At 63.6% G+C, this 15,450-nt stretch carries 14 protein-coding genes; 12 read left to right on the top strand and 2 right to left on the bottom strand.

Annotated features, from left to right (window positions below):
• Nucleotides 1-2 precede the first annotated feature (2 nt).
• Nucleotides 3-791 carry an exodeoxyribonuclease III gene (gene xth / locus ACFFP0_RS25255; RefSeq protein WP_377264980.1) on the bottom strand — a complete coding sequence of 263 codons (789 nt, stop codon included), beginning with the start codon at nucleotides 789-791 and terminating at the stop codon, nucleotides 3-5.
• 99 nt (nucleotides 792-890) lie between these two features.
• Complete coding sequence (erpA, locus tag ACFFP0_RS25250) at nucleotides 891-1,220, bottom strand: iron-sulfur cluster insertion protein ErpA (protein WP_377264979.1); 330 nt, start codon at nucleotides 1,218-1,220, stop codon at nucleotides 891-893.
• A 161-nt stretch (nucleotides 1,221-1,381) separates the two neighbouring features.
• Between erpA and ACFFP0_RS25245 the strand changes: the two genes are divergently transcribed.
• The 12 genes from ACFFP0_RS25245 (at nucleotide 1,382) to surE (ending at nucleotide 15,446) form a co-directional block, all read left to right on the top strand.
• A complete protein-coding gene (locus ACFFP0_RS25245; RefSeq protein WP_377264978.1) occupies nucleotides 1,382-2,599 on the top strand; it encodes a deoxyguanosinetriphosphate triphosphohydrolase in 1,218 nt (405 codons plus the stop codon).
• A 64-nt stretch (nucleotides 2,600-2,663) separates the two neighbouring features.
• The gene (gene argS / locus ACFFP0_RS25240; RefSeq protein ID WP_377264977.1) at nucleotides 2,664-4,421 is read left to right on the top strand and encodes an arginine--tRNA ligase; all 1,758 of its coding nucleotides are present in this window, start codon (nucleotides 2,664-2,666) and stop codon (nucleotides 4,419-4,421) included.
• Between the two features lie 66 nt (nucleotides 4,422-4,487).
• Complete coding sequence (locus ACFFP0_RS25235; RefSeq protein ID WP_377264976.1) at nucleotides 4,488-7,481, top strand: SPOR domain-containing protein; 2,994 nt, start codon at nucleotides 4,488-4,490, stop codon at nucleotides 7,479-7,481.
• Between the two features lie 78 nt (nucleotides 7,482-7,559).
• Complete coding sequence (gene nagZ, locus ACFFP0_RS25230; protein WP_377264975.1) at nucleotides 7,560-8,576, top strand: beta-N-acetylhexosaminidase; 1,017 nt, start codon at nucleotides 7,560-7,562, stop codon at nucleotides 8,574-8,576.
• Nucleotides 8,577-8,602: 26 nt separating this feature from the next.
• The gene (locus ACFFP0_RS25225) at nucleotides 8,603-9,448 is read left to right on the top strand and encodes a segregation and condensation protein A (RefSeq protein WP_377264974.1); all 846 of its coding nucleotides are present in this window, start codon (nucleotides 8,603-8,605) and stop codon (nucleotides 9,446-9,448) included.
• A 68-nt stretch (nucleotides 9,449-9,516) separates the two neighbouring features.
• Nucleotides 9,517-10,161: an SMC-Scp complex subunit ScpB gene (gene scpB / locus ACFFP0_RS25220; protein WP_377265140.1), complete on the top strand. Its 645-nt coding sequence runs from the start codon at nucleotides 9,517-9,519 to the stop codon at nucleotides 10,159-10,161.
• A 48-nt stretch (nucleotides 10,162-10,209) separates the two neighbouring features.
• Nucleotides 10,210-11,310, top strand: coding sequence for an ABC transporter ATP-binding protein (locus tag ACFFP0_RS25215; RefSeq protein WP_377264973.1), 1,101 nt, complete (start codon nucleotides 10,210-10,212; stop codon nucleotides 11,308-11,310).
• A 40-nt stretch (nucleotides 11,311-11,350) separates the two neighbouring features.
• Nucleotides 11,351-11,563 (top strand): twin-arginine translocase TatA/TatE family subunit, encoded by a 213-nt coding sequence (locus ACFFP0_RS25210; RefSeq protein WP_377264971.1) that lies wholly within the window; start codon nucleotides 11,351-11,353, stop codon nucleotides 11,561-11,563.
• Nucleotides 11,564-11,596: 33 nt separating this feature from the next.
• The gene (tatB, locus tag ACFFP0_RS25205; RefSeq protein WP_377264970.1) at nucleotides 11,597-12,427 is read left to right on the top strand and encodes a Sec-independent protein translocase protein TatB; all 831 of its coding nucleotides are present in this window, start codon (nucleotides 11,597-11,599) and stop codon (nucleotides 12,425-12,427) included.
• Nucleotides 12,424-13,248 (top strand): twin-arginine translocase subunit TatC, encoded by an 825-nt coding sequence (gene tatC / locus ACFFP0_RS25200; RefSeq protein ID WP_377264969.1) that lies wholly within the window; start codon nucleotides 12,424-12,426, stop codon nucleotides 13,246-13,248. Before tatB ends, tatC begins: the two co-directional genes overlap by 4 nt.
• 144 nt (nucleotides 13,249-13,392) lie before the next feature.
• Nucleotides 13,393-14,676 (top strand): serine--tRNA ligase, encoded by a 1,284-nt coding sequence (gene serS / locus ACFFP0_RS25195; RefSeq protein WP_377265139.1) that lies wholly within the window; start codon nucleotides 13,393-13,395, stop codon nucleotides 14,674-14,676.
• Nucleotides 14,676-15,446 carry a 5'/3'-nucleotidase SurE gene (gene surE / locus ACFFP0_RS25190; protein ID WP_377264968.1) on the top strand — a complete coding sequence of 257 codons (771 nt, stop codon included), beginning with the start codon at nucleotides 14,676-14,678 and terminating at the stop codon, nucleotides 15,444-15,446. Before serS ends, surE begins: the two co-directional genes overlap by 1 nt.
• Nucleotides 15,447-15,450 lie beyond the last annotated feature (4 nt).

Here is a 15,450-nt window from a genome sequence, read left to right as displayed (position 1 = left end):
AATCAGCCGAAATCGAATACTCCCACGACCGGTACATGGTCGGAGGGTTTTTCCCAGGCCCGCACATGCTTTTCGATGGCCGTGGATCTGAGACGGTCCGCCGCCTCCGGTGACAGGAGGAGGTGGTCGATGCGGATGCCGTTGTTCTTCTGCCAGGCGCCTGCCTGGTAGTCCCAGAACGAATAGAGCTTGGTGGCGTCCGTCGTGGCGCGGACCGCGTCGACGAAACCGAGGTTTTCAAGCCGGCGGAAGGCGGCGCGCGTTTCGGGCAGGAAAAGCGCATCCGTCGCCCATACGGCCGGGTCGAAGCAATCGTGAGGCTGGGGAATGACGTTGTAGTCGCCGGCGAGAATCAGCGGTTCTTCCAGCAGCAGGCAGTTGCGCGCATGCTGGCGCAGCCGCTCCATCCACGCGAGCTTGTAGGGATACTTCACCGGATCATCGGGCGGATTGCCGTTCGGAAGGTAGATGGAGGCGACGCGGATCGCTCCTCCCGGCACGGAAAAGACGCCTTCGATATAGCGCGACTGTTCGTCTCCTTCGCCGCCGGGCAGGCCGCGCAGCACCTCGTCCGGCCGCACCTTCGACAGCAGCGCCACCCCGTTGAAGCCCTTCTGGCCATGGGTTTCGACATGATAGCCGAGCGCCTCGATCTCCAGCCGCGGAAAGGCCTCGTCGACGGATTTGATCTCCTGCAGGCAGACGATGTCGGGCTGGGAATCGGTGAGCCACTGGCGCAGGTTGTCGATGCGCGCCTTGACGCCGTTGATGTTCCAGGTGGCGATCTTCATGGCCTCGTCCTTCCGTCTTTCCGCTTCCTCTTTTATCGCAAGAGGAAGCGTTGGGAAGGCCAAAGTGGCCGCGCCTGATCGATATCAGCCTGATCGATATCAGATGGAGAAGCTGGTCCCGCAGCCGCAGCTTGCGACGGCATTCGGATTCCGGATCTGGAAGGACTGGCCGAGCAGATTGTCGACGAAGTCGATCTCGGAGCCGGCCATATAGACCAGCGAGAGGCTGTCGATCAGCACCTTGGCATTGCCGTTGGCGACGATGAGGTCGTCGGCCTCGGGGGCTCCGGCGAGATCGAACTTGTAGGAAAAGCCGGAACAGCCGCCGCCTTCGACCGAAACCCGAAGCGCCTGCTTGCCGGTTTCGCCGGCGACGATTTCGGCGATGCGCTTTGCCGCTGCATCCGAGAGAGTTACACTTGCATCCATATCCGTCTCCTGCCGGGTTCAAGGCCCGGGGCTGACACAGTGAGTTCCGGGTAATGCCCGGAGATAAACCGTCACCGGCATTGCGCGCGGCTGAACTATAGGTATGAAGACGTGAACGGCGCGTCAATGGGCTGGCTGCACGCGAACAGACAGGTGAAGGCATGATGATCGATACCGGGGTGCTGGGGTTCGGCAGCGGCGAGCGCGCGGCCTATGCCGCCAATCCCTGGGCGTCGCGCGGCCGGATGTTCCCGGAGGAAAGCAGCCTGACGCGCTCGGAATTCCAGCGCGACCGCGACCGGATCGTCCATACCACGGCGTTCCGCCGGTTGAAGCACAAGACGCAGGTCTTCATCAGCCCGGATGGCGACCATTACCGCACGCGGCTGACCCATACGATCGAGGTGGCGCAGATCGCGCGCGCCCTGGCGCGCGCCCTGAAGCTGGACGAGGACTTGGCCGAAGGCGTCGCGCTGGTGCATGATTTCGGCCATACGCCCTTCGGCCACACGGGCGAGGACGCGCTCGACGAGATGCTGAAGCCCTATGGCGGGTTCGACCACAATGCGCAATCGCTCCGGGTCGTCACCAAGCTCGAGCGCCGTTATGCGGATTTCGACGGGCTCAATCTCACATGGGAGAGCCTGGAAGGCCTGGTCAAGCACAACGGTCCGCTGCTGACGAAGGATGGCAAGGGCACACACGGTCCGGTGCCGCAGCCGATCCGGGACTATTGCGAGCTGCACGATCTGGAACTGGCAAGTTATGCCAGCCTTGAGGCGCAGGTCGCCGCGATTGCCGACGATATCGCCTACAACACCCACGATATCGATGACGGGCTGCGCTCCGGCCTCCTCACCTTCGACATGCTTGAAGAGGTCCCCTTCCTGGCGGGTCTGATGGCGGAGGTGAGGGAGCGTTATCCGTACCTCGAATCGAGCCGTTTCACCTATGAGATGACGCGTCGGCAGATCACCCGCATGGTCGAGGATGTGATCGGCGTCGCGCAGGACAATCTGAAGGCCCTGAAGCCGCAAAATGCTGCCGATATCCGGGCCGCCGATCATGTGATCGCGACCTTTTCCGCGGAGATGGCCGAGACGGACCGCTGCATCAAGAGGCTTCTCTTCTCCCGCATCTATCGTCATCCGGACATCATGCGCATCCGGGCCGGCGCCGCGCAGATCGTCTCGGATCTCTTCAGGGCCTACATGGACGACCCGACGCTGATGCGCAGCCACTACTGGGTTAATCACATCTCCGGGCTTGGCGAGACGGCGAGGGCGCGGCATGTCGGGGACTATCTGGCCGGCATGACCGATACATACGCCATCAAGGCGCATGGCGAGCTGTTTGACCACACCCCCGATTTGCGCTAGGCACCCGGCCAATAACAACGGCTTTTCAAGGGCCCGCGCGGCGCGCCCCGCGCGGATGAGTGACATGAATCTGTTCGCCGACTTCGACACAAGAATTAAGAACGCTTTGGAAACTCTTGATATCATCAAGGAAAAGCGAAGCGACGTCGATTTCGGCCGTGTCGCGGTCGAGCCGCCGCGGGACCAGAGCCACGGTGATGTCGCGACCAATGCAGCCATGGTGCTGGCGAAGTCGCTCGGCACCAATCCGCGCGCTTTGGCCGATATTATCGCCGCGGCGCTGCGCAGCGACGCGGATATCAGCGAGGTTTCGGTCGCGGGTCCCGGTTTCATCAACATTCGTCTTTCGACCGGCTACTGGCAGCGGGTGCTCGCGGGAATGGTCAGGGAAGGCCTGAGCTACGGCCGCTCCGGGGTGGGGGCCGGGAGGAGGGCGAACGTCGAATATGTTTCGGCCAACCCCACCGGTCCGATGCATGTCGGCCATTGCCGCGGCGCCGTTGTGGGCGATGCGCTTGCGAACCTCATGGAGTTCGCCGGTTATGACGTGACCAAGGAATATTACATCAACGATGCCGGCAGCCAGATCGACGTGCTCGCCCGTTCGGTTTTCCTGCGTTACCGGGAGGCGCTTGGCGAAAACATCGGCGAGATCCCCTCGGGGCTCTATCCAGGTGATTATCTGGTGCCGGTCGGGCAGGAGCTCGCGGCTGAATACGGCCCGCGGCTGCACAATATGCCGGAGGAGGATTGGCTGCCGATCGTCAAGGACAAGGCGATCGACGCCATGATGGCGATGATTCGCGACGATCTGGAGGCCTTGAACGTCCATCACGACGTCTTCTTCTCGGAACGCACGCTGCATGCGAACGGAGCCCAGAGCATCCGTCAGGCGATCAACGATCTGACCTTCAAGGGACATGTCTACAAGGGGACGCTGCCGCCGCCGAAGGGGCAGTTGCCGGAGGATTGGGAGGACCGCGAGCAGACGCTGTTCCGGTCCACCGAAGTGGGCGACGATATCGACAGGCCGCTGATCAAGTCGGATGGAAGCTACACCTATTTCGCGGCCGACGTCGCGTATTTCAAGGACAAGTACGACCGCGGCTACGACGAGATGATCTATGTGCTCGGGGCCGACCATGGCGGTTACGTGAAGCGTCTCGAAGCGCTGGCGCGCGCCGTATCCGGCGGCAAGGCCAAGCTCACCGTTCTTCTCTGCCAGCTCGTCAAGCTGTTCCGGAATGGCGAGCCGGTGAAGATGTCCAAGCGTTCCGGAAATTTCGTGACCCTGCGCGACGTGGTCGACGAGGTCGGGCGCGATGCGGTGCGTTTCATGATGCTCTATCGCAAGAGTTCCGAGCCCCTCGACTTCGATTTCGCCAAGGTGACCGAGCAGTCGAAGGACAATCCGGTCTTCTATGTGCAGTATGCGCATGCGCGCTGCGCATCGGTCTTCCGCCAGGCGAAGGAAGCGTTTCCGGATCTCGATTTTGATTCGCTCGATCTTCCCGCATCGGTCGATCTGATCGCGGACCCCAACGAGTTGCAGCTCGTCGCCAAGCTTGCCGAATATCCCAGGATTATTGAGGCTGCAGCCCTTGCGCAGGAGCCGCATCGGCTTGCTTTCTACCTCTACGATCTGGCAAGTTTCTTCCACGCCCACTGGAATAAGGGCAAGGAACAACCTGAATTACGTTTTGTTAACGATAAAAACCGAGAATTGAGCATTGCCAGGCTTGGGCTGGTGCATGCAGTCGCCTCTGTTTTGAAGTCAGGACTTACGATCACAGGCACTGCGGCACCGGAAGAAATGCGGTAAAAAACGCCACCATTTCCCCACATTGCACTGGCATATGTGTTCTAGTGTAGGTGAGTGGACGAGGTAATGGCAGATAACAACCTTGCGCGTAGCCGGAATGATTTGCCGGATTTCTTTGCCGATGACGACCCGCTGGCAGAACTCGCCCGCATCGTAGGTTACGAGGATCGGCCTGCACAAAAACACGCAGCGTCGGGCGACGCCGCGTCTCAATCGCGGCGCGAGCCCGCGCTCAATCTCGAAGACGAACTCCTGCGCGAGTTCGAGCGCTATGATGCGCCGCGTCTCGATCCCGTTCACGATATCGCTCTGGACGATGCGCCTTATGGCTCCGAAGAGCCGGCGCCTGCTGTTTCCGTTTCCGGTCAGCCGGCGGATGCTCCCCGTCACTCGCCGGAAGCCGAAGAGTGGGATTTCGTTCCGGTCGTTCCCAACGCTGCGGAAACGTCGCCGGCTTCTCCTTTGCCGGTAGGCGAGGTGGAGGATCTCGACGATTTCGGTTTCGGCGATGAAGAACCGCCCGCGGCGGCCTATGTCGAGCCGGCCGTCGAGGTTGTCGCCCGGCCTCTCCCGCAGGCCGACCGTGTCGAACCCGCCTTCGATCCCGCTGATGTTTCTGCGGTCGTGCCTGTCCCGCCGGTCGGGCATGCGGCGCCGGCCCCGGAAGAACAGCTTCTCGACGAATTCGATCTTGCCGCAGAGCTTGAAAGCTCGATCGGCGCGGAGGCGATTGTCGAGACGGAATCCGAAGCGGTGCCTGCGCCGAAGGCCGGGAGCGGTTACGTTCCCGGTTTCCGCATGCCGCTTGCCAATTTTGCTCGCGCGTCGATGCCGGCTGCTCCACGACAGGAGCCTGCTGCGCCGGAACTTGGTGAGCATGCCGCCGGTCTGTCGGCTCGGGAGGATTTTCCAGCCGCACCGCAGGAGCCGGTTTCCGTTGCCGAGGTCCCTGCGCCGGCGGTTTCTCCCGCTTCCCGGCCTGTCGTTTCCGTCGAGGTTGCGTCTACTGCCCCTTCAGCAGCGCCCGTTGCTGCGGTCGCCGAGCCGGCACAGGCGGAGGATCGGTTCTCCGCGCTTGACGAACTGATCTACGACGTCCAGCGCTACGAGGTATCGGCCGCCGACGCGAAGCCGAAAGAGGCCGTCTCGTCTGCGCCGGTTGCGCAGGCCGCCTTCGTCGAGCCGGTATTGCCGGTGGTCGAAGCCCCCGTGGCTCCGGCGGCCAAGGTTCCGGCTGTCGAGGAAAAAGACCCGTTCTCCGACGAGGAGTTCGAGCTGGCGCTCGATGATCTGGAACTCGACCTTGCCGATATTGTCGTGGAAGAGACCCGCACCCAGCCGGAGAAGGTCGTCGCAGCGGCTCCGAGGCCTGAGGTCGCCGCTCCCAGGCCGGAAGCGCCGGTGGAGCAGGTTGCGCCCGTGGCCGTCGCGGCTGCTGCGGCTGTGGCAGCCACACCCGCGGCTGCCGAAGCGGCAGACGATGCGGAAGTGACGGACCTGCCATTCGATCCTGCCCAGATCGCCGATTCCGAAGATCAGGTAGAGGCGATCGCCGAACTCGATGTCCCGGCATTGCCGGTGGAGGAGCCGGAACAGCCCCAGGTCTATCGGCCGGAATACGACCTTGATATCGATGCCGAGCTTGCTACGCTGCTGATGACGCCGGACAAGGCGGATGCGGCACCGGCCCGCAAGCCGGAAATCGATATCGCCACCTCTGCGAATGCAGCCGCCGGACAGGCCGGCCGGCAGACGAACCTTGCCGATCTCGACGATTTCGAGCGGGCTCTGGAGGAGGATTTCCGTCGCAGCCTTGCGGCCCCCCTGCCGCAGGCCGATCATGAAGAGCTGCAATATGCAGAGGCCGATTACGTCGCGACGGTGGAAACCGCGCGCCGCTCCGCCATCGGCAGATGGGCCGTGCCCCTGGCACTGGCGGGTGTCGTCGTTCTCGGTGGTGTCGGTGCCTATGCCTGGCTTGGCAACGGTGTTTCGGCCGTCGTATCGGGCGGCGAGCCCGTGGTGATCGCCGCCGACCCCGATCCGGTGAAGATTGCCCCGGAAAATCCGGGCGGCAAGACCGTGCCCAATCAGGACAAGGCCGTTTATGACCGTGTTGCGGGCGTCGCGTCGCAGGAGCCGAAGCAGCAGTCGCTGATCTCCTCCAACGAGGAGCCGGTGGACGTCGTCCAGAAGACGCTGATGCCCGATACGCTGCCTCTCGAGGGCGAAAACGACATCGAGCCGACCGATATCGGAGAAACCGACGATCCGCGTCTCCTGCCGCAGCAGCAGGAACAGGCCGCCGTCTCAGGCGCGCAGCAGCCGGTGGCGGTCATGCCGCGCAAGGTCAAGACGATGATCGTCCGACCGGATGGCAAGCTGGTGGAGCAGGAAGTCCCGACTCCGGCATTGGCTGCGTCTGAACCCGGAAAGGTCCCGGCGGCCGGGACGAAGCCTGCGGAAGTCGCGGCGGTGTCGCAGCATCCTCCGGCCTCGGCTCCGGCAGCACCCGTTCAGGCTCATCCGGCTCCCGCTGCGCCGAATGCCGGAACCGCCGGTGCCATCCCGGTCTCGGCTCCTGCTGCGCCTGCCGCTGCGTCGGCTCCGCTCCAGGCTGCTCCGGCTGAAGCTGCGCCTGCTGCGGAGGTGCCTGCCCAGGCCTCCGCGCCCGCGGCCGTGGTCAAGGCTCCGGTCCCGATCGCGCGCCCGGCCGAACAGCCGGTCAACGTGGTCGCCGCCGTGACGGATCAGGGCAATGTCCGCGCCCCGAATGCCGCTCCGGCTGCCTCCGCGCAAACCGCCTCAGTCGGCGACGGCGGTTATGTGATCCAGATCGCTTCGCTGCCCTCCCAGGCGGAAGCCCAGAAATCCTATCAGAGCCTGTCGTCGAAGTTCGGCGGCGTGATCGGCGGACGGGGTGTCGATATCAAGGCCGCCGAGATTGCCGGCAAGGGAACCTTCTACCGCGTCCGCATCCCGGCTGGCAGCAAGAACGACGCCGTCGCGCTTTGCGAACGCTACCGCGCCGCCGGCGGGAGTTGCCTGGTCGCCAGATAAGGGGCCTGGCCTGCGAAGATCGAACGGGGCGTCTGGCGCCCCGTTTTTCGTTGTCCCCCAATCCTCTATGGTCGGACCATGAGCGAATCAAAAGCAATGATCCTGGGCTCCAGCGGCCCGACACTCACTCCGGACGAAATCTCCCTCTACAGGGACGAACGGCCCTGGGGCTTCATCCTCTTTGCCCGCAACTGCGTTGAGCCGGCGCAGATCGCGGATCTCGTGGCGGCCATGCGCGATAGCGTCGGCCGGCCGGATGCGCCGGTACTGATCGATCAGGAAGGAGGGCGCGTGCAGCGCATCCGCCCGCCGATGATCGAGCGCTATCCTTCTGCCGCCGTGTTGGGCGAACTCTACCGCGGGGACCGCGAAAAGGGGCTGCGCGCCGCCTGGCTGATGTCGCGCCTGCATGCTTTCGATCTGAAGAAGTTCGGCATCAACGTCGATTGCCTGCCGGTTCTCGACGTGCCGGTCGAAGGGGCGAGCAATGTCATCGGCGACCGTGCCTATGGTTTCGATCCGAAGGCGGTTTCCGAGATGGGCAGGGCGGGGGCGGAAGGGCTCAAGGCCGGCGGCATGCTGCCTGTCATGAAACACATGCCGGGCCACGGCCGCGGCATGGCGGATTCCCATCACGAGCTTCCCGTCGTCGCCGCTTCGCGTGCCGAGCTGGAGGCGCATGATTTTCTGCCCTTCGCAGCCATGAAGGACGAGCTGATGGCGATGAGCGCCCATATCGTCTTCACGGCCATCGATCCCGACGAGCCGGCGACCATTTCCCGCAAGGTGATCGAGGAGATCATCCGCGGCCATATCGGTTTCGACGGCCTGCTGATGTCCGACGATACGTCGATGAATGCGTTGAAGGGCACGATCGGCGAGCGCGCGGCGAGAATCGTTGGGGGCGGTTGCGATATCGTCTTGCATTGCAACGGCCTCATGGAGGAAATGAAGGCGGTGGTGAAGGAAGCGATCCCGCTTGCTGGCGAGGCGCTGAGGCGCGCCCGTGCGGTGGAGGCGGCCTTCGGACCGGGCGACGGTGCCGACGAGCAGGCCGTCCGCGCCGAATTTCACGGACTGCTTGCCGTCTCCTGATGGCCTTTGGGAACAAGAGGTTTGGAATGGCCATGAACACATCGCAGGATGCCATTCCGATGGACAAGCTCTGGCAGGGAGCCGAACGGGCGACGGACGAGCCGGGATTGATGATCGATGTCGGCGGCTTCGAAGGGCCGCTGGACCTGCTGCTCCATCTTGCCCGCAACCAGAAGGTCGATCTTGCCCGCATCTCGGTTCTGGCGCTGGCTGAGCAATATCTGCAGTTCGTCGAGAGCGCCCGGCGGGTGCGCATCGAGCTTGCGGCGGATTATCTCGTGATGGCGGCCTGGCTCGCCTACCTCAAGTCGAAGCTCCTCATTCCGCAGCAGGCGAAGGGCGACGACGGCCCGAGCGGCGAGGAAATGGCCGCGACGCTCGCCTTCCGCCTCAAGCGCCTGGAGGCCATGCGCGAAGCGGCGACCCGCCTCGTCAACCGCAACCGCCTCGGGCGGGATGTCTTCGCCCGCGGCGCGCCGGAGCATATTCCCCATCGCATCGAGTCCGCTTTCGATGCGACCCTTTACGACCTGCTTTCGGCCTATGCGAACCTGCGCCAGCGCAATGCGGTTACCCAGGTCACGATCGAGAAGCGCAAGGTCTGGTCGCTTGTCGACGCCCGCGAACTCCTGACCCGCATGTTGGGCGAGATCGCCGACTGGACGGCCCTGCAGCACTATCTGCTCCCCTACCTTCCGCCGGAAGACAGGGTTACCGCGACGGCCAGCGCCTTCGCCGCGTCCCTGGAACTGGTGCGCGAGGGCAAGCTCGAAATTCGTCAGGACGGCGCCTTCCAGCCGATCTACCTGCGCAAGGGGACAGGGCCGCGCAAGCCGGCCCCGCCGCAACCCGGCACGGGAGACACTGATTGAAGCCGCACGAGGAAGAGGACCTGCCGGTTGCGCCGGAGGAAGATGCCGGGCTCGAGCCTTTTTCGTTGATGGAAGTGGAGCGGATCGCCGAAGCACTGGTCTTCGCCTCGGCGGAGCCGGTTTCGGAAGCCTTCCTCGCCGAGCGCCTGCCCCGCGGCACCGATGTCGGCGCCGTCATGCAACGGCTCGTTGATGCCTACGCCCCGCGCGGCGTCAACCTGATCAGGACTGGCGACCGGTGGGCCTTCCGCACGGCGGCCGACCTTTCCTTCGTCATCCGTAAGGATGACAACGAAGCGAGGAAATTGTCGCGCGCGGCACTCGAAGTGCTCGCCATCATCGCCTATCACCAGCCGGTGACCCGTGCCGAGATCGAGGAAATCCGCGGCGTCCAGACATCCAGGGGCACGCTGGACGTGCTGATGGAGGCCGGATGGGTGCGTTTCCGTGGCCGCCGGCGCACGCCCGGCCGGCCCGTGACGCTCGGCACGACGTCCGATTTCCTGGACCATTTCGGACTGGAGGAACTGCGAGATCTGCCTGGTCTCGAAGAATTGAAGGGGGCGGGACTGTTGTCCGGCCGCATCCCGCCGGGCTTCACAATCCCCATTCCGCCGAATGTTGACGAGCTTGCCGACGACGAGGACCCGATCACGCAGCTCGATCTGGAGGAACTGGGCCTCTTGACACCGGGAGGGGATGCGGAGGAATAGCCTCATATCTTCTTGGAGCCCGCTTTCCGGGTGTGGACGGGCAGTGGGATGAGCATACCGGCGCAGTCAGCCAGCAGAGAGACCAGACGAAGGAGCAACGTGACTTTTGCGTCGCGGCTGGTTTTCGAGGATATCCGTCACTCCTATCACGGCAAGGAAACGCTTTTCGGCATTTCGCTGGCGGCCGAACCGGGCGAGGTCCTGTGCCTGCTCGGTCCTTCCGGCTCCGGCAAGACGACATTGCTCCGCATCGCGGCCGGACTGGAAGCGCAAAGCCACGGACGGATCGTCATAGACGGACGGGACGTGGCCGGCCCGAAGGATTTTCTCCCGCCGGAAAAGCGCGGTGTCGGGTTGGTGTTCCAGGATTTCGCACTTTTCCCGCACATGACCGTTCTGGAAAACGTCCGTTTCGGGCTGACCGCTCTTTCCTCCAGGGAGGCTGTCGCGGAAGCCGGCATGGCGCTGGAGCGCGTCGGCTTGTCGCACTACGCGGAAAAATATCCGCATGCGCTTTCCGGCGGAGAGCAGCAGCGTGTCGCGCTGGCCCGCGCGCTCGCGCCCCGGCCCGGCGTGCTTTTGATGGACGAGCCCTTTTCCGGCCTCGATTCCCGGTTAAAGGATGCCATCCGCACCGATACGCTGGCGATCCTCAAGGAAAGCCGCGCGACCGTGATCGTCGTCACGCATGATGCCGAGGAGGCGATGCGGATGGCCGACCGGATCGCCCTTCTGAGGGACGGCCGTCTGGTGCAGCAGGGCACGCCGGAAGAGCTCTATCGCCGGCCCGTAAACCTGTTCGCCGCCGGCTTCTTCTCGGAAATCAACGAGTTCGGCGGCGCGGTGAAAGCCGGCATGGTGGCGACGCCGCTCGGAAGCGCATCGGCGAGCGGCATCGGCGAGGGCAGGGCCGTCTCCGTCGCGGTTCGCCTGTCGGATGTCGACGTGGGGCCTGCAGGCGGCTCTGCCCCGGCGCGCATTCTGTCCCGGCGGTTCCTGGGCGTGGTGGAATTCGTGACGCTTGCGGTGCCCGGCATGGAGGAACCGATCTGCGCCCGCATTCGCGCCGACCGGTTGCCGGCAGGCGTTGACGATGTCTCGATATCGGTCGCGCCCGAGGACATTTTGGTGTTTGAAAAAGCATCATAAAGAGCTTACATCGAATACACGGTTCTAATGGAGTTGGACTATGGGTTCTTTTAGTGTGTGGCATTGGCTGATCGTTCTGGTCATCGTGCTCGTTCTCTTCGGACGCGGCAAGATTCCGGAATTGATGGGCGACGTCGCAAAAGGCATCAAGAGCTTCAAGAAGGGCATGACCGACGACGACGCCCAGGAAGCGACGACGGCGAAGACTGTCGATCACAAGCCTGAAGAGGTCAAGGAAACCGGCCGGTCGTAAGGATCGGGGTGAGGGTTCCAGGAGCCTCGTTGAATGCTTGATATCGGCTGGACCGAGCTACTCGTCATCGCCATCGTGCTGATTGTCGTCGTAGGCCCGAAGGACTTGCCGCCCATGCTCAGGGCGTTTGGCAAGATGACGGCCAATCTGCGCAAGATGGCCGGCGAATTTCGTACGCAATTCGATGAGGCCCTGCGGGAGTCGGAACTTGACGACGTCCGCAAGACGATCTCGGATGCCCAACGTCTGAACCCCACCAATGCGTTGCGCGACGCCATCAATCCGCTGCGGCAGATGGGGCAGGAGATCCGTGCGGATCTGGAAAAGGCGACGCAGGTTCCTTCACCCGCAGCCGCTGGGGCCGATGTCGAAGCACAGCAGGCGGTCGAGGGGTCGTCTTCGGGTGATCCGGTTCCGGAAGTTCCCGCCAATTTCCCGTTGCCCGCCATGAATTCGCCATCGGCGCCGGCGACCGCAACGGCTCCGGCATCTGCGTCCGCACAGGCGGCGCCGGCTGCCGCAGACCCGACCGCGCCCGCTGCGGATGCCGGAAAGGCGAAGCCCGCACGCAAGGCCGCCGCCAGGGTAAAGCCCGCCGCGGAACCGGCTCCAGCCGTTCCGGAAGCGTCGGCCCCCGTCGCCGGGAAGCCGAAGCCGGTGCGCAAGACCGCTCCTGCTAAGGCGAGCCCGGCCCCGGTCGCAGAACCGGCGTCCGCGGTCGCTTCTTCCGTATCGGAGACGCCGAAACGCAGCCGTCCGGCAAAGCCTGCGCCGACGATACAGGCCACGGAAGAGGCGGCGGTGAAGGCTCCGGCCCGCAAGCGCGCGGCGAAGAAGACAGAGACCCCGAAGGGTGACGCATGAGCGGTGATTACGAAGACAAGCCGCAGCCGCTCATCGAGCACCTCATGGAGCTGCGCACCCGGCTGATCTGGTCTATCGGCGCATTTTTCGTCGCCTTCATCGTCTGCTTCTATTTCGCCAAGCAGCTCTTCAACCTGCTCGTGGTGCCCTACAAGTGGGCGGTCCTTTGGGCGGGGCTCGATCTTGCAAAGTCCGAGCTGATCTACACCGCTCCGCAGGAGTTTTTCTTCACGCAGGTGAAGGTCGCCATGTTCGGCGCGCTGGTGATTGCCTTTCCGGTGATCGCATCGCAGCTCTACAAGTTCGTGGCGCCCGGCCTCTACAAGAACGAAAGGCAGGCTTTCCTGCCGTTTCTCGTGGCATCGCCGGTCCTGTTCCTGATGGGCGGCGCGCTCGTCTATTTCTTCTTCACCCCCATGGTCATGTGGTTCTTCCTGGCCATGCAGCAGGCTCCGACCGAAGGCGAGCTCGGGATTTCGCTCCTGCCGCGCGTCTCGGAATATCTGAGCCTCATCATGACGCTGGTGTTGTCCTTCGGGCTGGTCTTCCAGCTTCCGGTTGTCACCACGCTGCTTGCCCGCGTCGGTCTGCTGACCAGCGAGTGGCTGAGGCAGAAGCGCAAGTTCGCGATCGTCATCGCCTTCATCGTCGCGGCCGTCCTGACGCCGCCCGATCCCATGTCCCAGATCGGCCTTGCGCTGCCGACCATCCTTCTCTACGAAATTTCCATCTACGCCGCCCGACTCGTCGAGCGCAGGCGGGCCGAAGAGTCGCTTGAAAAGGAGGCGACTTCGGACCTTGCGACGACCGACGAGGCCTGAGCCTTCGTCTTCTTGCCGGACAGGCGGTGTTCTTATCCGAAGCGCGTCGGAATTGATCATTGCGGCGCGCTTTGAGTTTTGTTTATTGCATGGCGCCATCCCGAACCGCTGCGTGTCGGGAGACCTGCAATGAGAGGCCGAACGATGCTCGATATCAAGTGGATACGTGAAAACGACGGGGCTTTGGACGAAGCGCTGAGGAAACGTGGCGCCGAACCCATGGCGACGACCCTTCTGGCGCTGGACGACAAGCGCCGCTCCGTCATCCAGAAGGTCCAGGACATGCAGTCCCGCCGCAACGCCGCCTCCAAGGAGATCGGCGCGGCCATGGCGCAGAAGAACACCGAGCTCGCCGAGAGGCTGAAGGCCGAGGTCGCGCAGATCAAGGACACGCTGCCGGCCGCCGAGCAGGAGGAGCGCGAGGTGGTGTCTGCCCTCGACGATGCCCTGTCGCGCATTCCGAATATCCCGCTCGACGACGTGCCTGTCGGCAAGGACGAGCACGACAACGTAGTGAAGCATGTGGTCGGCGAGAGGCCGCGCTGGAACCACGCGGCGAAGGAGCATTTCGAAATCGGCGAGGCGCTCGGCTATATGGATTTCGAGCGCGCCGCAAAGCTTTCCGGCGCCCGTTTCACGGTGTTGACTGGCCCGCTCGCCAAGCTGGAGCGGGCGCTTGGTCAGTTCATGATCGACATGCACACGACCGAGCATGGCTACACGGAAGTCTCGTCGCCGCTGATGGTGCGCGACGAGGCCATGTACGGCACCGGCCAGCTCCCGAAATTCGCCGAGGACCTGTTCCGCACGACCGACGGCCGGTGGCTGATCCCGACGGCGGAGGTGACGCTGACCAATCTCGTCTCGGGCGAGGTGCTGGAGCAGGAGAAGCTGCCGCTGCGCTTCACGGCGCTCACGCCGTCCTTCCGTTCGGAAGCCGGTTCGGCCGGCCGCGATACGCGCGGCATGCTGCGCCAGCATCAGTTCTGGAAGTGCGAACTCGTCTCGATCACCGACCAGGAAAGCTCGGTCGCCGAGCACGAGCGCATGACCGAGTGCGCCGAGAACATGCTGAAGCGTCTCGGCCTGCATTTCCGCACGATGACGCTCTGCACCGGGGACATGGGTTTCGGCTCGCGCAAGACCTATGACATCGAGGTATGGTTGCCGGGCCAGGATACCTATCGCGAAATCTCGTCCTGCTCCGTCTGCGGCGATTTCCAGGCGCGCCGCATGAATGCGCGTTATCGGCAGAAGGACGAGAAGAACCTGAAATTCGTCCACACGCTGAACGGTTCCGGCGTCGCCGTTGGTCGCTGCCTGATCGCGATCATGGAAAACTATCTCAACGAGGACGGCTCGGTCACAATTCCGGACGCGCTTCTGCCGTATATGGGTGGGATCACCAAGATCGAGCGTGCGGCCTGATGCGTATCCTTCTGACCAATGACGATGGCATTCACGCCGAAGGCCTTGCGGTGCTGGAGCGCATCGCAAGGACGCTTTCGGACGATGTCTGGATCGTCGCGCCCGAGACCGACCAGAGCGGCCTTGCCCATTCGCTGACCTTGTCCGAACCGCTCCGGCTCCGCAAGGCGGGGGAAAAGCGCTTTGCTCTCCGCGGCACGCCGACCGATTGCGTCATCATGGGCATCCGCGAAATCCTGCCGGAAAAGCCGGATCTGGTGCTTTCGGGCGTCAATGACGGCGCCAACATGGCGGATGACGTCACCTATTCCGGCACGGTCGCCGGCGCGATCGAGGGGACGCTTCAGGGTGTGCGCTCCTTCGCGCTCAGCCAGGCGGTACGCCGGGAGAACGGCCGCTACGCTCCTTGGGAAGTGGCTGAATCCTACGCCCCGGATCTGATCCGCAAGCTGAGCGACGTGGATCTTCCGGACGGCACGTTCCTCAATCTCAATTTTCCGAATTGCGAGCCGAAGGACGTGCAGGGCATCCAGGTGACATCCCAGGGCAAGCTCGATTTCGGCCTGACGATCGACGCCCGCGAGGACGGGCGCGGCCTGCCGTATTACTGGCTGCGCTTCGGCGAGCGGAAAGGGCAGTTCCGCGATGGCACGGATATTCAGGCGTTGAAGGAAAACAAGATTTCCGTAACGCCTTTGAAGCTGGACCTGACCGACCATTCGGTTCAGGATCGGGTCGCGACAGCATTGGGATTCGGAGCGGCCGATTGAAATC

It is taken from the genome of Neorhizobium puerariae, from assembly GCF_042429745.1.
In the GTDB taxonomy this organism is placed as follows: Bacteria; Pseudomonadota; Alphaproteobacteria; order Rhizobiales; family Rhizobiaceae; genus Neorhizobium; species Neorhizobium puerariae.
The sequence above is the reverse complement of the archived record's forward strand: the minus strand, read 5'-3'. Positions and strand labels throughout refer to the sequence as shown.